This window comes from Algoriphagus aquatilis (genome assembly GCF_042657405.1).
GTDB lineage: Bacteria > Bacteroidota > Bacteroidia > Cytophagales > Cyclobacteriaceae > Algoriphagus > Algoriphagus aquatilis.
The window spans coordinates 160,158-179,179 of the sequence record NZ_JBHSKS010000002.1; the positions used below are offsets into that span (position 1 = coordinate 160,158).

The 19,022-nt window shown below is 40.0% G+C and carries 20 protein-coding genes; 15 read left to right on the plus strand and 5 right to left on the minus strand.

Annotation, left to right across the window (positions count from 1 at the left end; all coding sequences use genetic code 11):
* The first annotated feature begins 9 nt into the window (after positions 1 to 9).
* Positions 10 to 1,110, plus strand: coding sequence for a redoxin domain-containing protein (locus ACFPIK_RS02985; RefSeq protein WP_377912067.1), 1,101 nt, complete (start codon positions 10 to 12; stop codon positions 1,108 to 1,110).
* A 376-nt stretch (positions 1,111 to 1,486) separates the two neighbouring features.
* Here the strand turns inward: ACFPIK_RS02985 and proC are convergent, their stop codons facing one another.
* Positions 1,487 to 2,287 carry a pyrroline-5-carboxylate reductase gene (proC, locus tag ACFPIK_RS02990; protein ID WP_377912069.1) on the minus strand — a complete coding sequence of 267 codons (801 nt, stop codon included), beginning with the start codon at positions 2,285 to 2,287 and terminating at the stop codon, positions 1,487 to 1,489.
* Positions 2,288 to 2,491: 204 nt separating this feature from the next.
* Between proC and ACFPIK_RS02995 the strand changes: the two genes are divergently transcribed.
* The 5 genes from ACFPIK_RS02995 (at position 2,492) to rfbB (ending at position 6,658) form a co-directional block, all read left to right on the plus strand.
* The gene (locus ACFPIK_RS02995) at positions 2,492 to 2,938 is read left to right on the plus strand and encodes a hypothetical protein (protein WP_377912071.1); all 447 of its coding nucleotides are present in this window, start codon (positions 2,492 to 2,494) and stop codon (positions 2,936 to 2,938) included.
* A 10-nt stretch (positions 2,939 to 2,948) separates the two neighbouring features.
* On the plus strand, positions 2,949 to 3,149 hold the full coding sequence (locus tag ACFPIK_RS03000; RefSeq protein ID WP_377912073.1) for a helix-turn-helix transcriptional regulator: 201 nt from the start codon (positions 2,949 to 2,951) through the stop codon (positions 3,147 to 3,149).
* A gap of 196 nt (positions 3,150 to 3,345) precedes the next feature.
* On the plus strand, positions 3,346 to 4,512 hold the full coding sequence (locus ACFPIK_RS03005) for a glycosyltransferase family 4 protein (protein ID WP_377912075.1): 1,167 nt from the start codon (positions 3,346 to 3,348) through the stop codon (positions 4,510 to 4,512).
* A 39-nt stretch (positions 4,513 to 4,551) separates the two neighbouring features.
* Positions 4,552 to 5,604 carry an NAD-dependent epimerase gene (locus ACFPIK_RS03010; protein WP_377912077.1) on the plus strand — a complete coding sequence of 351 codons (1,053 nt, stop codon included), beginning with the start codon at positions 4,552 to 4,554 and terminating at the stop codon, positions 5,602 to 5,604.
* 1 nt (position 5,605) lies between these two features.
* A complete protein-coding gene (gene rfbB, locus ACFPIK_RS03015; protein ID WP_377912079.1) occupies positions 5,606 to 6,658 on the plus strand; it encodes a dTDP-glucose 4,6-dehydratase in 1,053 nt (350 codons plus the stop codon).
* Positions 6,659 to 6,726: 68 nt separating this feature from the next.
* Here rfbB and serA read toward each other — a convergent pair whose 3' ends face one another.
* Positions 6,727 to 8,619, minus strand: a complete 1,893-nt coding sequence (serA, locus tag ACFPIK_RS03020) for a phosphoglycerate dehydrogenase (protein ID WP_377912081.1) — start codon at positions 8,617 to 8,619, stop codon at positions 6,727 to 6,729.
* Positions 8,620 to 8,837: 218 nt separating this feature from the next.
* On the opposite strand from serA, the gene ACFPIK_RS03025 reads away from it, so the two are divergent.
* Both ACFPIK_RS03025 and ACFPIK_RS03030 read left to right on the plus strand, forming a co-directional pair.
* On the plus strand, positions 8,838 to 9,353 hold the full coding sequence (locus ACFPIK_RS03025) for a DUF4920 domain-containing protein (protein ID WP_377912083.1): 516 nt from the start codon (positions 8,838 to 8,840) through the stop codon (positions 9,351 to 9,353).
* Between the two features lie 3 nt (positions 9,354 to 9,356).
* Positions 9,357 to 9,560 (plus strand): hypothetical protein, encoded by a 204-nt coding sequence (locus ACFPIK_RS03030; RefSeq protein WP_377912085.1) that lies wholly within the window; start codon positions 9,357 to 9,359, stop codon positions 9,558 to 9,560.
* Positions 9,561 to 9,582: 22 nt separating this feature from the next.
* Here ACFPIK_RS03030 and ACFPIK_RS03035 read toward each other — a convergent pair whose 3' ends face one another.
* Together ACFPIK_RS03035 and ACFPIK_RS03040 are read right to left on the minus strand one after the other, a co-directional pair.
* On the minus strand, positions 9,583 to 10,464 hold the full coding sequence (locus ACFPIK_RS03035) for an HAEPLYID family protein (RefSeq protein WP_377912087.1): 882 nt from the start codon (positions 10,462 to 10,464) through the stop codon (positions 9,583 to 9,585).
* 42 nt (positions 10,465 to 10,506) lie between these two features.
* Positions 10,507 to 10,803 carry a hypothetical protein gene (locus ACFPIK_RS03040; protein WP_377912089.1) on the minus strand — a complete coding sequence of 99 codons (297 nt, stop codon included), beginning with the start codon at positions 10,801 to 10,803 and terminating at the stop codon, positions 10,507 to 10,509.
* A 447-nt stretch (positions 10,804 to 11,250) separates the two neighbouring features.
* Here ACFPIK_RS03040 and ACFPIK_RS03045 point away from each other — a divergent pair, with 447 nt between their 5' ends.
* From ACFPIK_RS03045 to ACFPIK_RS03075, 7 genes are all read left to right on the plus strand, one after another.
* On the plus strand, positions 11,251 to 11,622 hold the full coding sequence (locus tag ACFPIK_RS03045) for a DUF983 domain-containing protein (RefSeq protein ID WP_377912091.1): 372 nt from the start codon (positions 11,251 to 11,253) through the stop codon (positions 11,620 to 11,622).
* Between the two features lie 88 nt (positions 11,623 to 11,710).
* On the plus strand, positions 11,711 to 12,106 hold the full coding sequence (locus ACFPIK_RS03050; RefSeq protein WP_377912093.1) for a DoxX family protein: 396 nt from the start codon (positions 11,711 to 11,713) through the stop codon (positions 12,104 to 12,106).
* The gene (locus ACFPIK_RS03055) at positions 12,099 to 12,467 is read left to right on the plus strand and encodes a DUF2237 family protein (RefSeq protein WP_377912095.1); all 369 of its coding nucleotides are present in this window, start codon (positions 12,099 to 12,101) and stop codon (positions 12,465 to 12,467) included. Before ACFPIK_RS03050 ends, ACFPIK_RS03055 begins: the two co-directional genes overlap by 8 nt.
* Positions 12,468 to 12,562: 95 nt before the next feature.
* On the plus strand, positions 12,563 to 13,234 hold the full coding sequence (locus ACFPIK_RS03060; RefSeq protein ID WP_377912097.1) for a TetR/AcrR family transcriptional regulator: 672 nt from the start codon (positions 12,563 to 12,565) through the stop codon (positions 13,232 to 13,234).
* Positions 13,234 to 14,931, plus strand: a complete 1,698-nt coding sequence (locus ACFPIK_RS03065) for a peptidase domain-containing ABC transporter (protein ID WP_377912099.1) — start codon at positions 13,234 to 13,236, stop codon at positions 14,929 to 14,931. The genes ACFPIK_RS03060 and ACFPIK_RS03065 overlap by 1 nt, the downstream gene beginning before the upstream one ends.
* Before the next feature lie 6 nt (positions 14,932 to 14,937).
* Positions 14,938 to 16,293: an HlyD family secretion protein gene (locus ACFPIK_RS03070; protein ID WP_377912101.1), complete on the plus strand. Its 1,356-nt coding sequence runs from the start codon at positions 14,938 to 14,940 to the stop codon at positions 16,291 to 16,293.
* On the plus strand, positions 16,290 to 17,684 hold the full coding sequence (locus ACFPIK_RS03075) for a TolC family protein (protein WP_377912103.1): 1,395 nt from the start codon (positions 16,290 to 16,292) through the stop codon (positions 17,682 to 17,684). Before ACFPIK_RS03070 ends, ACFPIK_RS03075 begins: the two co-directional genes overlap by 4 nt.
* A 3-nt stretch (positions 17,685 to 17,687) precedes the next feature.
* Here ACFPIK_RS03075 and ACFPIK_RS03080 read toward each other — a convergent pair whose 3' ends face one another.
* A complete protein-coding gene (locus ACFPIK_RS03080) occupies positions 17,688 to 19,001 on the minus strand; it encodes a tagaturonate reductase (protein WP_377912105.1) in 1,314 nt (437 codons plus the stop codon).
* Positions 19,002 to 19,022: the final 21 nt, after the last annotated feature.

Sequence of the window (19,022 nt, forward strand, 5' to 3'; positions counted from 1 at the left end):
AAGAAAACTATGATTGGAGTATGGACCCTGGCCGTGATGGCCTTTTTTTCCTGTGGAGGGAATGACGCTGCCTCTGAGGGCAAAGTCCAGATCACCGGAAAAATAGAAAATGCACCGGAAGGTTTGGTTGTATTGACACAATACACCGACAGCAGACCGAAAGTACTGGACACCTTGGAGGTGGATTCCAAAGGTGAGTTTACCTATGACTTGGAGGTGACTACACCTACATTCTATGAATTGAATCTGTATGGTCAGCGTGCGGTAAAACTCGCCCTTTTCAAGGAAAATGTGGAGGTAATCTATAATTTTTCAGATCCAGCCAGTCTTCAAATTGAAGGTTCTGCAGATTCTAAAGAAATGCTCAAGCTTGAAAAGTTGATGGAAGAATACCAACTCACTGTCAACAAGCTAAACGAGCAGTACTACGAGGCGATGAGTAAAAATGATGTGGAGACGATCAAGCGAATTCAACTTGATGCCATGACTTTGGAATCTCAGCAAGCCGAAAAAGTAAAAGAAATGATTACCAGCATGGGGGACTCGTTCGCGTCATTGGCTGCTATAGGATTACTTAATCCTAAAAATGACTTTCCGTTTATTGACGAATTGATTACCAAGCTGAATACCAATTATCCCGGTACATCATCCATCATGCAGATGAAGCAGCAGCTGGACGAGATGAGAGCACTATCGGTAGGACAGGTTGCTCCTGACTTCGAGCTTCCTGACCCAAATGGAAAAATGGTAAAGCTTTCCGATTTGAGAGGAAAATACGTGTTGATTGATTTCTGGGCAGCTTGGTGTAAGCCTTGCAGACAGGAAAACCCCAATGTGGTGAGGTTATATAATCAATACAAAGACAAAGGATTTGAAGTGTTTGGAGTTTCCCTTGATCGTACCAAGGAAGATTGGGTGAAAGCGATCGCCGATGATCAATTGACTTGGACACATGTTTCGGATCTGAAGTATTTCAATTCAGCGGCTGCTGAACTCTATAAAATCGAGGCGATACCTGCAACTTACATGATCGATCCAGATGGCAAAATCATCGCTAGAGATCTGAGAGGTCCAAGTTTGGAAAATAAATTGGCAGAGCTGTTTGATTGATTTGAATTAAGTTTAAATCCTATAGAAATAGAAAAGCCTTCTGAGAAATCAGAAGGCTTTTTTAATGAGCAGAATTAATAAAAGAAAGGAAGGAGGAAAAAGTAACCAAACAGTCCTTCCTTCAAAAGTCGCTTCGCTGAAAAAGGAATAGCAAAAGTTGTTTATCACCCGAGACAAAACTAATGAAAATATTCAAAAGAAAAACAATTCATAATTTATTCTTTTTTCTAAATATTGTATTTTATTTATAAATAGTATGATTATATTGTTAAAGTAAATTTCCGTAAACGTTTTACTTTTTGGTAAAGGCATTTTTATAAGGGTAAAAAAAAATGCCTGCTATTTCAGCAGGCATTTAGAATGTATCAGGTAAAAATCACTTTTCTATTTTCTCATAACTGGCAATGACTCCTCTTACCATAGCCGAACTAAATCCTTGATGTTCCATTTCGTTTAGGCCAACGATCGTGCAGCCTTTTGGGGTGGTTACTTTATCTATGGCCGCTTCAGGGTGGATGTTTTTTTGAATCATTAATTCCGCTGCGCCTTTGACGGTTTGGTTTACGATTTTGCTGGCAGTCACAGAATCAAATCCAATCTGAATTCCTCCTTGAATCATTGCTCTCATGAACCTGAGCACGTAAGCGATGCCACATGCACCCAATACAGTCGCTGCTTCCATCAGACTTTCGTCAATGCTGATGGTAAATCCTATAGCATCAAACAACTCTTTGACTAAGTCTACTTGGCTGGACAGTGCATTTTGGTGGCAGACGCAGGTGATGGATTCCTGAATATCAGCTGCAATATTCGGCATGGCTCGGAATGCCACCGTAGCAGGATTGATTACCTCAAACATTTCACTTAAGGTAATTCCCGTAGCTAGAGATATGATGATTTGCTTTTTAGGATCAAGGACAGGGTTGATTTCTCTTAGGATGTTGGCGACGTTGTAGGGTTTCACACCCAAAAGCACCAAATCCGCATGTTCAGCAGCAGCCGCATTATTGGAATGTACATGAACCCCTTTGGCTTCAAATTCTGCAAGGCTTTCAGTATTCCTTTTGGTCAGGATCAGATTTTTCGGATCAAAGTCGCTCCGCATCAGCAGTCCGCTGGCTATGGAAGTACCGAGATTGCCACATCCGATGATGGCTATTTTTTGCTTGGATATCATGGATTTGATTTCAATAGGTTTGTTGGTCTAAAGTTAGTCAAAACCAAGGCCTTTTTGACACATTCAACGCTTCGATCAAATTGTCTCAGGCTTGAAATTGATTTTATATATTTTTTTTGGAAAAAAATTTTGACATAAAGTAAAGTTTATTTTACATTTAGTAAAAAATAGCTTACTTATTCATCCTGTAAACCAACGAACGTTATGCCTACTAAAATCCTGCTGCCGCATCACTTCCAGAAGTTTGGCTGGATATTCATTCTTCCTTTTGCCTCACTGCTGTTTGCAAGCAATTACTTCGAATTCAGTTTTTCCTTTTTGAATTTACCCATTCGGGTAGGGTCGTTATTTGAAGACTCCGTGGAAAATTTCACGAATGAATTTGCTTTGATTGGGGTGTTTGTATCTCTATTTCTGATTGCTTTTTCCAGAGAGAAAGAAGAGGATGAATTCATTCAAAAACTCAGATTAGATTCTTTATTAGTAGCCTGCTATGCTAATACCTTCATCTTGATTATCGGTACTTTGCTATTTTATGGCTTTGGTTACCTTGAATTTATGGGGTATAATATGTTTACCATCCAACTCATTTTCATAGCAAGGTTTCGATGGGTATTGTATAAGCAAGGACAATCACTTTTGGCTAGTTAAGATCTAGGAAATGAAAAACACCATCAAAGTAGAGCGCGCTAAAAAAGACATGACTCAGCAAGATTTGGCTGAGAAGGTTCAGGTATCCCGACAAACTATCAATTCGATTGAGGCTGGAAAATATGTTCCATCTACGGTTTTAGCTTTAAAAATCGCACGGGTTTTTGGAGTACGAATGGATGAAATTTTCGAATTGGAAGAAGGAGATTAGTCAGTAGAAAACCTCCAATTTTCTTTAACATTTTGGTTCTTGGGTAAAGTAAATAATGATTCATTGGGCAATATTCAAACTTGAGTTTTGCTGTTGAAATCAATCAGGTCCACTGAGATTTTGCTTTTTCCTTTGAAAATTTAGAAGGACTTCATTCGTTAAAATCTTACCTTTGACGCTTTAGAAATCCTTTTTGATGCCCAAACTTATTCGAATTACCACCGTTCCGCTTTCTCTCAAACTTTTGCTTTCTGGTCAAATGAAGTTTATGAAAGAACAGGACTGGGAAGTGATCATGGTGAGTGCAGATGGTAGGGAGGTGACCCAAGTGGTGAGAAATGAAGGCGTCAGACATGAGGTAATTCCGTTTACAAGAAAAATCACCCCAATACAGGATCTAAAATGTATTTGGAAGCTTTACAGACTTTTTAAAAAAGAAAGACCTGACATTGTTCATACCCATACGCCAAAGGCGGGTCTTTTGGGAATGATTGCAGCCAATTTAGCTGGTGTGAAAATCCGGATTCATACACTTGCAGGTATCCCGGCAATGGCAGCCGAAGGTGGCAAAAAGAGCCTGCTAGAAAGTGCTGAAAAATGGACCTATGCCAATGCAACTGAAGTCTGGCCTAATTCACGTGGTCTTTACCAATTTATCCTAGACCAGGGGTTGGCTTCTCCTTCTAAAATCAGAATCATAGGTAACGGATCCTCCAATGGAATTGATCTGGAGAAGTACAATCGAGAATCTTTGAAAGAAAATCACTTGGTGGCCGCGACTATGCGAATCATGCCAGGAGAAGATGATTTCATTATTTTGACCATTGGTCGATTGGTGAAGGATAAGGGAATCGAAGAGCTGGTTTCGGCATTTGTCAACTCCAAAATTGTTGGAATGTCCAAATTGGTGCTTTTGGGTGCTTTTGAGCAGGATCTCAATCCCCTTTCTCAAGAGACCATCCAGATTATTCGAGAGCATCCCAAAATTGTCCAAATCGACTGGACTGATCATGTAGCACACTACCTTGCTTTGGCAGATGTATTGGTTCATCCTTCACATAGAGAAGGGTTTCCAAATGTTCTATTGGAAGCAGGAGCCATGCATGTACCTATTATTTGCTCGGATATCATTGGAAACACAGATTTGATTTTTCAGCAAAAAACAGGATTGCTTTTCCCAGTTAAAGAGGCCATGGTTCTAAAAGAAGCCCTTGAATTTGCCTATGTAAAGCGGGATAAAATGGCCTATTATGCCAATAATCTTTATGACCATATCGTAGAGAATTTTAACAGAAATAAGATTCATCAAGAATTATTAACAAACTATCACCGTCTTCTTAAGGACTCCGATAAGGCGGAATAGTCTATATTTGCACTTTAAACCAATGCATTGCTTTTCAATATGAAATTCCTCGTGACCGGAACAGCCGGATTTATAGGTTTCCATGTAGCTCAGTATTTAGTAGATCGGGGAGATGAGGTAGTAGGCCTAGACGTGATTAATGATTACTATGATGTAAATCTGAAATATGCTCGATTAGAACATCATGGAATCCAAAAATCTTCAATTCAACTGGGTGAATTAGTTCAATCAACCACGATTCTCAAATACCGATTCATTCAATTGGATATATGTGAGAAAAAGCCTTTGATGGCACTTTTTGAGAAAGAAAAATTTGATATGGTGATTCATTTGGCCGCACAGGCAGGGGTCAGACATTCACTTACTCATCCTGAGGTCTATATTCAAAGTAATATTTCTGCTTTTCTAAATATCTTAGAATGCTGCCGTTTTCATCCGGTCAAGCATTTAGTCTATGCTTCCTCAAGTTCGGTCTATGGCTCCAACGAGAAGATGCCATTCTCCACTTCGGATTCTGTAGACCATCCTATTTCCCTATATGCAGCCTCGAAAAAGGCTAATGAATTGATGGCTCATACGTATAGCCATTTATTTGGAGTACCTACCACAGGATTGAGGTTTTTTACAGTATATGGACCATGGGGAAGGCCAGATATGGCATTGTTCTTATTTACAGAAGCCATTTTGAAAGGAGAAACCATAAAGGTCTTTAACTATGGAAAGATGAAACGTGATTTCACTTATGTTGATGATATAGTAAAGGGTGTTGTAAAAGTGGCAGATAGGCCTGCCAGTCCAAATCCCCATTTTGATCCACAAAATCCAGATCCAGGAAGTTCTAAGGCCCCTTATAAGATTTACAACATTGGTAATTCCTCACCTGTGCTATTGATGGACTATATCCATGCAGTGGAAAAGGGACTCGGAAAAACAGCAAAAATGGAACTTTTACCTTTACAACCAGGGGATGTACCCGCTTCTCATGCAGATGTAAGTGACCTTGTGAGAGATACTGGATATAAACCTGAAACCTCCGTTAATGAGGGAGTTAAGGCATTTACAGATTGGTATTTAAGCTATTACAAAAAATAAGATGTCAAAAATTATTTTAATTACAGGAGGTGCTGGTTTTATCGGTAGCCATGTGGTTCAACTTTTTGTGACCAAATATCCGGAATATACCATCGTCAATTTAGACGCATTGACCTACGCTGGCAATCTGGAAAATCTAAAATCGGTAGAGAATGCCCCCAATTATCTATTTGAAAAAGCAGATATTCAGGATGAAGCAGCTTTAGATAGAATATTTAAGAAACACAAAATCACTGATGTGATTCATTTGGCAGCTGAGTCTCATGTGGATCGATCGATCTCAGACCCATTGGCATTTGTTAAAACCAATGTTTTTGGAACGGTCAATCTCCTCAATGCTGCAAAAAAATATTGGACAGGTGAGCTGGAAAAGCATCTTTTCTATCATGTGTCTACCGATGAGGTATATGGATCATTACATGATGGTGGATTTTTCTTAGAAACAACTCCTTACGATCCCCAATCTCCTTATTCTGCATCCAAGGCTGCTTCAGACCATTTCGTAAGGGCCTATGCCAATACCTACAAGATGAAAACTGTGGTATCTAATTGTTCCAACAATTATGGCCCAAATCATTTTCCCGAAAAACTAATTCCACTGGTTATCAATAACATCAAAAACCTAAAACCTCTTCCTGTTTATGGAAAAGGAGAAAATGTAAGGGATTGGTTGTATGTAAAAGACCATGCGAGAGCAATTGACACCGTTTTCCATAAAGGAGTTCCTGGTGAGACGTATAATATCGGGGGCTTTAACGAATGGAAAAACATCGACATTGTTCGATTGCTTTGTCAGAAGATGGATGAAAAACTGGGGAGAGAACCGGGAACCTCTGAAAAGCTGATCACCTTTGTTCAGGATCGTGCAGGTCATGACTTGCGCTATGCAATCGATGCTACCAAAATTCAAAAAGAATTGGGCTGGGAGCCAAGCCTACAGTTTGAAGAAGGGATCGAAATCACCATCGATTGGTATCTTCAAAACGAAGAGTGGCTTTCCAGGGTCACTTCAGGAGCATACCAAGATTATTACAAAGAACATTACGGAAACTGACCTATAAATCAAAAATCCCTGAGAGTCAATCTCAGGGATTTTTGCTTGTAAATAGATGGAGTGATTAGTTAATAAAGAGTTCTAAATCTAATCGTACCCGGAATATTTTTCAAAGCTTCAATTGCATCTGTTTCATACACTTTATCAATGTCTGTGATTACATAGCCAATTTTCTCATTGGTCTTCAGGTATTGACCCACGATGTTGATGTTGTAGCTGGCCAGTACTTGGTTGATTTTTGCCAATACACCAGGTTCATTGTGGTGAATATGGATCAAGCGATGAGCATCTTTCAAGAATGGCAACTGAATATTTGGGAAGTTAACCGAATTGTAAGTATTGCCTGTGTTGATGTACTCCATGATTTTGCCAGGAACAAAACGTGCGATGTTCTCCTGTGCCTCCAGCGTACTTCCTCCAATATGTGGGGTCAAGATGGTATTTGGAAGGCCTTTTAGCTCAGATTCAAACGGTTCTTTGTTGTTTTTCGGTTCCTCAGGGAAGACATCTACCGCACAACCAGCCAAATGCCCCGATAAGATAGCGTCTCTCAAGGCCGGAATGTCCACCACGTGGCCACGACTCAAATTGACCAAAATGGCACCGGGCTTCATTTGGTTGATTTTTTCTCGATCAATCAGGCATTTATTATCCTTTCTCCCATCTACATGAAGTGATACCACATCACAGCTGCTCAATAATTCCTCCAAAGAATTGAGTTTGGTGGCATTTCCAAGCGCTAGTTTTTCGATGACATCGTAGTAGAAAACGTTCATTCCCAGATTTTCAGCAAGGACTGATAGCTGAGCTCCGATGTTTCCGTAGCCAACTATTCCCAGTTTTTTTCCTCGTATTTCAAATGAACCGGTTGCGGATTTGTCCCATTTTCCCTCATGCATACCTACTGACTTATCCTGAAATCTTCTCATTAGGAAAATGATTTCGGCAATAGCCATCTCTACTACCGAACGAGTGTTTGAAAATGGTGCATTGAAAACTGCAATGCCTTTTCTCTGACACTCTTCTAGGTCAATCTGATTGGTGCCGATGCAAAAGGCTCCAACTGCAAGAAGTCGGTTTGCATTGTCCAGAACTTTCTTGGTCACATTGGTTTTAGACCTGATTCCAAGAATGGATACATTCTTGATTTTTTCGCAAAGTTCCTCTTCACTCATGGCCCCTGTGGCGACTTCCACCTGGTAGCCTTCTTCTTTCAGAAGTTCCACGCCAATTGGATGAACATTCTCGAGAAGTAGAACTTTGATTCGGCTCTTGGGATAAGAAAACTTAGTGTTCAATTTATTGATGTATAAAATTTCGTCAAAACTAGGTGCAATATGATCCGCCTGACTGGTTACTCTAGGCCGGTGGACATTTTCTGTAAACGCATAAAACTTGTTTGCCAGTCCCGAGGCCTTAATTTCATAATCTGTATACCCGTCCCCGATGACAAAGATTTCGCCTTCCAGATTGACGTTTCTCAGCGTTTCAGACTTGCCATTATTTTTGGAAAGGGGGTTGTCTCTGTTGAAATCGATGATTTTTCCATTTTCATCATAGACAAAATCATTGGCAAAGACATTTTCCTTTTGGATTCCATATTGGCTGACGATCGGAATAATAAAGTCCTTGAATCCATTGGAAATGATGTAAACATCTTTTCCATTGTCTTTCAGCCATTCTTTATTTCGCTCAAAAGATTTGGAAACTTTCAATTTCAGTCGCTCAATGAGCTCTGAGATTTGATCACGATTAGCTTGAAGAATGGTGAGTCGTTGCTCCAGACTTTCTCTAAACGTAATCGTTCCTTCCATCCCTTTATCGGTGATGTCTTTGATGGCTTGGAGTTTAGAATCTTGATCTGGATCGTTTTTTAGACTTATTTCTCCCAAAATATCCAGGGCTTCGACCTGGGTAAACGTACTGTCAAAATCGATAATAAACTTCTTGGTATAAGGCATAAGAGCAGGGTCAATAGGTGCTAGCGTCTGTAAAATTACAGGATTGTTAAAAAAATTGAAGTTTTGTTGATAGAATTAATTCGAAAGTTTTTAATGCATTAGCTTTTTTGTAAAAAACACCCTAAAAATCAATCAAAATGACTGATTTAATTGCTGCTAATAATTTTGCTTTTTCAAGTTGGTTGATTCACTTACTTTTGGAATTAAATATTCTTTCTATGAAAAATACACATCTAATTTTGATTTTAGCTGTTCTTTTAGGGTTTGCCTCTTGCCAAAAAGCTGCTGAAGTGGCTCAGAAAACCACTTATGAAGTAGTGGGAGAGGCAGAAGTAGTTCCGGGTAATTATGGAGACTTGATCAATGAGGAGGCTGTCTTGACGACTGCGGAGATGGTCAGTAAAGTGGAAGCAGATGGTACTTTTGAAGGGAAGATTTCCGGTGAGATCAAGGAAGTCTGTACTAAAAAGGGATGCTGGTTTGCCATGGAATTGCCTAATGGTCAGTCTATGAGAGTGACATTTAAGGATTATGGGTTTTTCATTCCTACCAATTCTCAAGGATTTCCGATTGTCATGGATGGGGTTGCCACATTGTCCGAGACTGATGTAGAGACACTTCGTCATTTTGCTGAGGATCAAGGGAAATCCAAAGAAGAAGTAGAAGCTATCACTGAACCAAAAAAGGAGATTACTTTCGAGGCCACTGGCGTGGTCATCAAATCAAAAGCATAAGTAATGGCTTTGGCACTGGACAACCTAAGAGTAGGGAGGGTTTATCGATTGGTGAATCAGGGAGAGATCAGAAAGATAGAGGTGGTAGATCGGCTTTCGGGTGAAAATTTCCGAGTTAAAGACCTTGATACCTTGGAGTTTTATACGCTTTATGAGTTGCTTCAGTGGGGTAGAGGTAAGGATTATGATCTTGAGGAAATAAGATAAAAAGGGGCTGTAAGCCCCTTTTTTAATGAAAAGCCCTGAATCCAGGTTCATAAATGATCCTCATAAATGAACCAAGGCCGGCATCAGTTTGACCGATGGGAATAGCTGAGACAATTCCGATCATTAGGTTTTCGGCCAATCCCAATCTCATTTGTGGCCTTAGCGTGGTCGAAAGGGTTCCTCTTTGAATTTCTTGATTGACCTCCAAGCCAATGAAATTACGAGTTCCCGTGACCATGTAATGAAAATTCAGGTTAATGCCCAGATTGACCTCGGTATTATAATTAAATTCTTTTATGACTTTAGGACCGGTGTAAATCAGGGTATGATAATTGGTCCCCCATCTTTTGGCTGCTACTAAAAAAGGATTAAATACATTACCCTTCCATGCCTTTTCTTTACCCAATCGATTAAAATCTTGAATCTCAAATTCATGGATGTAGCCCAATGCCATGGATACATTTCTTTTTTCAGATACCAAAAAGGTGTATTGGGAAGCCAGTTTTAATGACTCAAGTCTGTTTGCAGGTGTTTTTCCTTCTCGCTGACCATTCCTGAAAGAATAAGTACTAAATGGCAATTCAATCTCCAGTCCTAGCCGATCGATGGGAGCCCATTCATATTCGATTAAAGTGTGAAACTCATCATATTTTCGTTTATCCTGCATACCCATACCCACATTCCATTCCTTTTCCCCTTTCCGAGCCCCAAGGTCTCTTATGAGATCAATGTACAGTGGTTCAGCATGTAAGAGTTTAGGTTTTCGAAAGGGACCAGGATTCTCTATTTCTTCCAAAAAGAGACTATCTAGTTGCTGTCTTTGGATCTTTAGGCTGTCTTGTTCGGTTTGCGCAAAGGCGTTTATAGTCCAAAGCCAAATGGCTAGGAATACTAATTTTTTCATTGATAATATGGTGTAGATTTTTGATTGATTAAAAGCAAAATTTCAATCTAAATCAGGCGGGGGGGAACTTAGAGAAAGAAAAATAGGCGTAAAATGACTTATATAGGCGTCACCGATTTGACTTAAAAATAGTTTTTCCACCATCCAAGAAAAACCCAAGACCGAAACGAAAAATATCTTCAAAGGCTTTAGGTGCTGATCTTCTTGTTCTGTTCCATTATCAGGTATAGCTTCAGTGTCACCTTCGAGACACCATTCGAAGATCATTTCAGAAACAGTATCCACAGGATCTTCAAGTTCCTGATTCTTCTCAGCAAAATTTACCGAAAGGTTGATCAAGTTGATTACCAGCACAGAATGGATGAATGATCTCCATCCATTTGATCTAAATGCTGTAATCAAATTTCCACTTTTAGTTTTTGCCATATTCAAAGTTACGTCATGGCTCTAGCTAAGTTTCTTAAAATAGCTTAAACCTGCAGAAATGAAATCTTACTTTGAATGTAAAGATGTGGTAAGAGATTGCCATCTAAGGCTGAAATGTGGTATTGTTCGATTCCAGGATGGCAAACGATAGGATAAATTTTTCAAGTCAAAAAATGAAAAACACCAAAGCCGATAGGTATTGCGTTCCTGGTAACTCAAAACGTATGTCTGACTATTTCTTTTACCTAGTCGAAAGTGGACGTAATTTTCTCCTGTTCTTGAATTAGCGATTGGATTGGTAACTCAAGTCACAGATGAATTACTGGGAATAAAGATAATTTCGTGTATAATTTTCAAGTTATGGCCAAGAGTCTAGGATTAGCAATTGCTACCGCTAAGTGTCCTTGTTGCAGAGAAGGAAATCTCTTTCCTGTTTCACCATTTAGTTATCGAAAACTGTCTGCAACGCAGAAACATTGTGAGGTTTGCGGATCAAACCTGATTCCCGAACCCGGTTTTTACGATGGGGCTATGTACATCAGTTATGCTTTCTCGGTGGCATTGGTAATAACCTCATTGGTCTCGGTAACGGTTTTGGTAGAGGATCCCAAGCTTTGGATGTATATGGCAACTGTGGTGGTCTTGAATATCATATTGCTTCCTGCTATGCTGCGATATTCCAAGACATTGTACCAATATGCAGCCGGTAAGCTGAAGTACAGAGGAGATTAATCTCCAAGTCGATGTAAATATTTGAACAAAAATTCCTCCGCTGACTTTAATTCAGGTACATTTTGGAAATTAATTACTACCTGAAATCATGAAGATTTGGCAAAAGAAAGTTATCATTCATTCACTAGCCTATTTTTATTTGGCAGCGGGGATCAATCATTTTGTTTCCCCTGATTTTTATCTTCCATTGATTCCTCCCTTTTTCTCCAATCCTGACCTTATCAATAGTTTATCAGGAGTTGCTGAAATCTTGCTTGGTTTGGGGATTATGTATTTTCCCACCCGAACTCGTGCTGCTTTTGGGATAGTCCTGATGCTTTTAGCATTTATTCCTTCTCATGTTTATTTCATTCAGATCGGATCATGCATAGATAATGGACTATGTGTAGATGCTTGGATTGGCTGGGTAAGACTCTTGCTTATCCATCCTATTTTGATCTATTGGGCCTATTGGGTAGCCAAAAATCCTAGGATATATGTTTAGAAATGTATTTGGGGAGCCTTTGATGCCATGCAGTCTTGATCCTCTTACCGGTTTTTTCAGGAATGGCTGTTGCGAAACAAGCCCTCAAGATTTGGGGACACATACGGTATGCGCGGTTGTAACAGCCGAGTTTTTGGAATTCTCAAAATCAAGGGGAAATGATTTAATGACTCCCAGACCTGAATATTTATTTCCAGGCTTGAAACCTGGAGATAAATGGTGCCTCTGTGTGATGCGTTGGGTAGAAGCTAAAAATGCAGGCGTAGCGCCATTTGTAGTGTTAGAAGCGACAAATGAAGCTTCACTTCACTATGTCACTTTAGAGGAATTAGTGGCTTTGGCTTGGCGGAGCGGTAATTAAAATTAACTTTTTGCGATTAATACTAACAAAAAGAATAGAAAAACAAACTTTTTAATTTTTAGACCCGTTTAGACTGAAGATTTGATTCACTCAAAATGGAATCTATACTGAAAAAAATACGAGTTGATGTCAGTTCCAGCCTTTATTTGAAAGATCCATTCAGTTCAGATTTGGGTATTTCGATCGTAAGGGAAGGATCTCTGATGATCCAAGAACTTGGACTAGAACAGTTTACTTTCAAAAAATTGGCTGCGAAAATAGGAAGTGCCGAGGCAGCTATCTATAGGTATTTTGAAAATAAACATAAGCTGCTCCTTTATCTAAATGCCTGGTATTGGGCATGGTTGGAGCACAATTTTGTGTTTGCCACTGCCAATTTAATTGACCCTGAGGAGAGATTGTCCCTAGCAATCCGGTTGATGGTCGAAGGACCTATTTATCGCCAAAATGATCATCTTGATCCTGATTTGCTTCGATATATAGTAGTAAATGAATCCTTGAAGGGATATATGACAAAGGAGGTTGACAGTGAGCATGAATCAGGAATATTTTCTCAAGTTTATAAATTCAGTGATCGAGTGACTTCTCTTATAAAGGAAATCAACCCTTCTTATTTATATCCGAAAACCTTGGTATCAACTCTGATGGAGTCCTCTCTGATGCAGTCCTTTAATTCCCAACATCTGCCCGGAATGATTGACGCCCAGCCCGGCAGCGGAGATCGTTTTAAATTCTTTCATCAATTAGTGAAAAAAGCCATATCCTAATGCATAGCTCATCCGGTTTAACACCAACTCAACGATTTTTTGGCCTCTTGAAGGAGGAAAAAAATCAAGTCTACGCGATATATTTTTATGCCGTATTGAATGGGTTGATTACCCTTTCTTTACCCTTGGGAATCCAGGCCATCCTTAATTTTATCCTAGGTGGACGAATTACCACCTCTTGGGTGATATTAGTGGTCATTGTGGCATTGGGGGTGGTTTTTGGAGGATTTCTCCAAATCTCCCAACTTCAGATTATGGAAAGATTGCAGCAGCGGATTTTTTCCAAATCAGGGTTATCTATCGCGTATCGATTGCCAAAAGTCAAAACTGAAATTCTTCACGGTGAGTATGGCCCCGAGATAGTAAACAGATTCTTTGATACCGTCAATCTCCAGAAAGGACTAGCTAAGATTTTGATTGACTTCTCAGCTGCTTTACTGCAGGTAGTATTTGGCTTGTTACTACTTTCCTTCTACCATCCGAGCTTTATTTTATTTGGATTGGGATTGTTCGGAATATTGGCATTGATTTTCTATTTCACAGCCCCGCGAGGTATGGAAACCGCTCTCAAAGAGTCCTCCTACAAATACCAAACTGCCTATTGGCTGGAAGAAGTGGGTAGAACACTCAATTCCTTCAAATTGGTGGGGAGCACTCGTTTGCCGATTCTCAGGGCGGATAAATTGATCCAGAAATATGTGGAATTCAGATCCAAACATTTCCATGTGTTGATTTTCCAATATAAAGTCATGATTGCCTTTAAAGTGCTAATTGTGACAAGTTTATTATTGGCAGGGAGCTTTTTATTGATCAATGACCAGATTTCTATCGGGCAGTTTGTAGCCGCAGAGGTAATCATTGTCTTGGTGGTCAACTCAGTGGAAAAGTTGATTCTTTCCTTGGAAACAGTATATGATACCCTTGTGTCTGTAGAAAAATTGGGGCACATCATGGATTTGGAACTGGAGCATCATGGCCCAGGAGAGAAGATCATCCAATCTCAGCCAGAAGGTTTGAAGTTTGGATTAGAGGATGTTATTTTTCAGCCTTTGGATTCACCAGAGCCATTGCTTAAGGGGGTTTCATTGACAATTCAGCCTGGTAAAAAAGTGGTGGTTACGGGTGAAAGCGGTAGTGGCAAGAGTGCCATGATGGCTTTATTCTCAGGACTCTATGAAGAATATGAGGGCAAAGTTTTGGTAAATGATCTTTCCTTGGAGTATATCAATCTGGAGAAATACAGAGGAATGGTAGGAGACTTCCTAGAGCTGCAGCAGATTTTTCATGGCACAATCAAGGAAAACATTTTGATGGGAAGAGATTACGATCAGGATCAAGTTGACTTCATTCTTGGCCTTGTAGATTTAAAAGACCACATCTATCAACAGCCTCTAGGCTTGGAGACCATGCTCCAACCTGAAGGCAAAGGCCTTTCTAAAACATTAGCCCATCAGATATTGCTAGCTCGTGGATTTGTCGGACATCCCAAAGCCCTGATTATGGAAAATGTCTTGAGTTACGTAGATCCACATATCAAAGAAAAGGTAGTGAACTTCATCATGAAAGGGGCGTGGACTCTCTTGATAGTATCTAATGAGGAAGCTGTCCAGAAAATGGCAGATGAGATCATTTACATGGAAAAAGGTAAACTCCTTTTCCAAGGAAGCTTTGAAGAGTATAAAAAATTTAAAAAGTAAAAGGCCATGTTGAACATATCTTCAAATACGATTAAGGAATCCATTCCTTTCAGCGGTGCCAAAAGTCTTGTGATGACACTTCCTCGAAAGGAAAGTCAAAAACGTCTCAGAATCCTTACAGGAGTATTGATAGCTGCTTTTATTATGCTTTTCCTGCCGTGGACTCAAAATATCCGATCCAAAGGCTATGTAACGGCACTACGACCAGACCAAAGACCACAGACAGTACATTCTATTATCGCAGGTAGAATAGAAAAATGGTACGTGGCCGAAGGCGATTTTGTGGCAGCAGGTGATACTATTTTGAGGATTTCTGAGGTAAAAGACGAGTATTTCGACTCTTTGCTTTTGCCTAGGACGCAACAGCAGGTAGACGCCAAATCTCTTGCAGCAAGATCCTATGGGGATAAGGTTTCAGCACTTCAGGATCAAATCGAAGCGCTACGGAGAAATAATGTACTGAAACTTCAGCAAGCACAGAACAAGCTGAAAATCGCAGAGCTAAAGGTTCAATCCGATAGTATTGGATTTGTACAGGCTAAAGTTGACTATGACATCGGAAAGTATCAGCTGGATCGAGCGGAGCAATTGTTCAAAGAAGGATTGAACTCTCTGACAGTTCTGGAAAGCCGAAGATTGAAATTTCAGGATGTTCAGGCAAAGCTCATTTCTTCTGAGAATAAATTACTAAGCAGTCAGAATGAACTCATTACGGCCAGAATCGATCTGGATGCCATTGACAATGAATTCAAAGACAAGCTTGCAAAAGCCGAGTCGGACAAATACACAGCGCTTTCTTCCCAATTTGACGCTGAAGCGACTGTGACCAAATTGGAAAATCAGTATTCCAATTATGAGCAAAGAACTCGTTACAGATACATTTTGGCTCCACAAAACGGCTACATCGCTAAAGCCATTCAAGTGGGTATTGGTGAAACGATCAAAGAGGGTGCTGAAATAGTGAATATCGTTCCATCAGAGGCTGAATTGGCAGTGGAGATGTATGTTCAGCCAGTGGATTTACCTTTGATCAAGGTGGGTAACAAGGTCAGATTCATATTTGATGGGTGGCCAGCCATTGTATTCTCAGGATGGCCACAGATTTCCAACGGTACATTTGGCGGTGTTGTAGTTGCGATTGATCAGTTTGCTGGTTCAAATAATCAATACAGGGTGTTGGTTGTAGAAGATCCTGAGGAGGATAATTGGCCTGATTTGTTGAGAATTGGATCAGGTGCTGATGGCATTGCCTTACTCAATGATGTGCCGGTTTGGTATGAGATCTGGCGTCAATTGAACGGTTTCCCGGCAGACTACTATTCTCAAGAAGAAAAAGACAAAGCAGCTTCTACCAAGAAATGAAAAAAGGAATTTTAATAGTATTGGTCAGTTTGATCTCTCTTACATCAAGAGCTCAGGATTCACTCAAATTGAATTTTGAGCAATTTATGGAGTGGGTAGAGCTTTACCATCCTATTGCTGTACAAGCTGAAATCAATCTGAGAATGGGGCAGATGGAAGTGAGGCAGGCAAGAGGCGGATTTGATCCGATGATTTATGGGAATCTGGACAAGAAAGAATACAAGGAATCAACCTATTTTGATAAAAGAGAAGCTGGCGTGGTGGTTCCTACTTGGATGGGGGTGGAGTTGAATGGGATTTTTGAACAAAATACGGGCAGATTTCTAAACTCAGAGAGTAATGTGCCTGCTACTGGATTGCTTTCCGCTGGTGCTTCAGTCAATTTGGGGCAAGGACTAATTTTGGACGATCGAAGAGCTACGCTTCGAAAAGCCCAAATCTATCAGCAATCCACAGAAGTAGAGCGTCAAAATATGCTCAATCAGCTTAATCTACAGGCAACTGACATGTATTGGAGATGGTCATTGGCAAAGGAAAACGTGGATGTCCTGCGTGAAGGAGTGGAGCTGGCAAAATTCAGGTTTAATGCGGTGAAGCGATTCTTCGAATTGGGAGATCAAGCCGCAATCGATACAGTAGAGGCCTTTACCCAATTGCTAAACCGTCAATATCGCCTGCAGATCGCTGAAAATACCTTCTTTGCAGCTACTCAGGAGTTAAATACATTTCTTTGGGATGAAGATGGTAATCCCATGGAACTTGGCCTCGGCGTCTTTCCTCAGGGACTCTTTGAGGAGTTTACTGAGGTTCCTGATGCCCAAGAACTCAGAACTCTGGTGGCAAGACATCCTGAATTGAGGTTGACTGATTTTGAATTGGCTAGTCTGGACGTGGAAAAAAGACTTAAAACCCAACAGCTTTTGCCCGTTGTCAAATTGAAATACAATTTCTTATCTGAGACGATTTCAGAGTTTAATCCCTCTCCCTTTTTTGAAAACAATTATAAATGGGGCGTTTCATTTTACACCCCTTTATTATTAAGGAAAACCAGAGGTGCTGTTGGTCTTACAAAGGCTAAAATCGAAATGAAACAGACTTCACGGGATCTAAAGGAACTTCAGTTGCGGACTAAGCTTGATTCAGAGTTGTATAATTGGTCTATTCTTAATCAGCAAGTCAATACGATTTCCCAAAATGTAAAAAGCTTGGAAGCACTTTTAGCCGGTGAAATGCGAAGATTTGAAATAGGGGAAAGCACTCTTTTTCTGGTCAATGCCCGGGAAGTAGCGGTATTTGATTCTAGACTTACTTTGAATGACTTGGCCTCGAAGCTTCGTACATCCTATGCAAAAATCAGATTTGCAGCAGGTTTAGGTTTTGAGGAAAACTAGAGTTTACCTAGTTTTCCTCACTTTTTCATAAGCAACTAAAAGGCTTCCTAAATCTTCAAATCCAAAGAGATCTTTGATTGAAATAGTGATTTTTTCAAATTCAGACAGTGATTCATTTTGGTTTAAGAAGTACTCTTTCACCTCTGCGGTATCTCTAATTTTATCAGAATGATTTAAGTAAAAAAGGATAAGAGAAACGAGTCCTAAAGTGGCAATAGGAGGTAAAGACCCTGTTTGTTGGATATGGAAGTCAAAGATTGGAGCAAGCCTACTCTTGAATTTAGCGATAGAATTCAATGATATATCTGCCAATTTGTGAGAAACGAAAGGATTTCTGAATCGATCCAGAACCTGATTTGCATAGCGTTCGAGGTCTTCTTTGGGACCTGGCAAACAAGGGTAGATTTCCATTTCCAATAATTGATTTAATACAATTAGATTTTCTTCATTGGACACATACTCTCCCACAGTTACAATTCCCTCTAGTAGTCCTTTTGCAGCCATAAAGGTGTGAAGTCCATTAAGTATCCTGATTTTCCGTAAGGAATAATAGTCGATTGAATTGCTTAATACAACTTCAGCTTTGCTATCTAAAAAAGGCAGCAAATGTCTGTCTTTCTCATCTCCCTCGATGGCCCAAAAGCAATAGGGTTCAGTCTGCACGACAAACGCATCATTTTCTTTTTCTTTCAATTCTAAATGGGAAGGAAATCCCGGGACAATTCGGTCTACCAAGGAATTCAAAAACCTGCATTGCTTATTGATCCAAAGGCTAAACTCTGTAGGTAACTGCCAATCTTGTGCGTGGTTCAACACAAATTCCTTGAGAAGGTCTCCGTTTTTAGGAAGCAGTTCACAGGGTAAAATGACTGTTTGGGCCGAAGGTAAATTCAGAAACCTACGATAAAGCCATTGGGTTAACCTGCCCGCAAAGGATTCCGCAAATTTTGTAATCGGACCTTCATTTTTCCAGACCATTCCTGCCTCCGTTACATTGGAAATGATCCATTTGACATCAGGATTAGCGGCGAAATCAAAAAACTTATCCGCTTCGGCAGGCAGGTGAAGACCATCTTTAACACAGGTTATCTTCTGAATTTCCTCCACCTTATTTCCAGTATCTATGCCAGCTACTGCCACGTGGTATTGAAACGTTTGATTTTTTAGACCTGCTAGGGTATTTCCACCTGTGCTTTGTATCATGCAGATATTCAGAGGTTTTTCTGGCGAAGAAATATCCTGAACCATAGGTTCAATGAATGCCCTGAGAAAATTTCCTGTCCCAAATTGAAGTATTTGAATAGTGCTGTTTTCCATTTCGTATTTATTAATCAGATT

Bases quoted from the DNA above. Each gene is read 5' to 3' on its own strand.
- ACFPIK_RS02985 (WP_377912067.1), top strand. From the start codon at position 10: ATGATTGGAGTATGGACCCTGGCCGTGATGGCCTTTTTTTCCTGTGGA.
- proC (WP_377912069.1), bottom strand. From the start codon at position 2,287: ATGATATCCAAGCAAAAAATAGCCATCATCGGATGTGGCAATCTCGGT.
- ACFPIK_RS02995 (WP_377912071.1), top strand. From the start codon at position 2,492: ATGCCTACTAAAATCCTGCTGCCGCATCACTTCCAGAAGTTTGGCTGG.
- ACFPIK_RS03000 (WP_377912073.1), top strand. From the start codon at position 2,949: ATGAAAAACACCATCAAAGTAGAGCGCGCTAAAAAAGACATGACTCAG.
- ACFPIK_RS03005 (WP_377912075.1), top strand. From the start codon at position 3,346: ATGCCCAAACTTATTCGAATTACCACCGTTCCGCTTTCTCTCAAACTT.
- ACFPIK_RS03010 (WP_377912077.1), top strand. From the start codon at position 4,552: ATGAAATTCCTCGTGACCGGAACAGCCGGATTTATAGGTTTCCATGTA.
- rfbB (WP_377912079.1), top strand. From the start codon at position 5,606: ATGTCAAAAATTATTTTAATTACAGGAGGTGCTGGTTTTATCGGTAGC.
- serA (WP_377912081.1), bottom strand. From the start codon at position 8,619: ATGCCTTATACCAAGAAGTTTATTATCGATTTTGACAGTACGTTTACC.
- ACFPIK_RS03025 (WP_377912083.1), top strand. From the start codon at position 8,838: ATGAAAAATACACATCTAATTTTGATTTTAGCTGTTCTTTTAGGGTTT.
- ACFPIK_RS03030 (WP_377912085.1), top strand. From the start codon at position 9,357: ATGGCTTTGGCACTGGACAACCTAAGAGTAGGGAGGGTTTATCGATTG.
- ACFPIK_RS03035 (WP_377912087.1), bottom strand. From the start codon at position 10,464: ATGAAAAAATTAGTATTCCTAGCCATTTGGCTTTGGACTATAAACGCC.
- ACFPIK_RS03045 (WP_377912091.1), top strand. From the start codon at position 11,251: ATGGCCAAGAGTCTAGGATTAGCAATTGCTACCGCTAAGTGTCCTTGT.
- ACFPIK_RS03050 (WP_377912093.1), top strand. From the start codon at position 11,711: ATGAAGATTTGGCAAAAGAAAGTTATCATTCATTCACTAGCCTATTTT.
- ACFPIK_RS03055 (WP_377912095.1), top strand. From the start codon at position 12,099: ATGTTTAGAAATGTATTTGGGGAGCCTTTGATGCCATGCAGTCTTGAT.
- ACFPIK_RS03060 (WP_377912097.1), top strand. From the start codon at position 12,563: ATGGAATCTATACTGAAAAAAATACGAGTTGATGTCAGTTCCAGCCTT.
- ACFPIK_RS03065 (WP_377912099.1), top strand. From the start codon at position 13,234: ATGCATAGCTCATCCGGTTTAACACCAACTCAACGATTTTTTGGCCTC.
- ACFPIK_RS03070 (WP_377912101.1), top strand. From the start codon at position 14,938: ATGTTGAACATATCTTCAAATACGATTAAGGAATCCATTCCTTTCAGC.
- ACFPIK_RS03075 (WP_377912103.1), top strand. From the start codon at position 16,290: ATGAAAAAAGGAATTTTAATAGTATTGGTCAGTTTGATCTCTCTTACA.
- ACFPIK_RS03080 (WP_377912105.1), bottom strand. From the start codon at position 19,001: ATGGAAAACAGCACTATTCAAATACTTCAATTTGGGACAGGAAATTTT.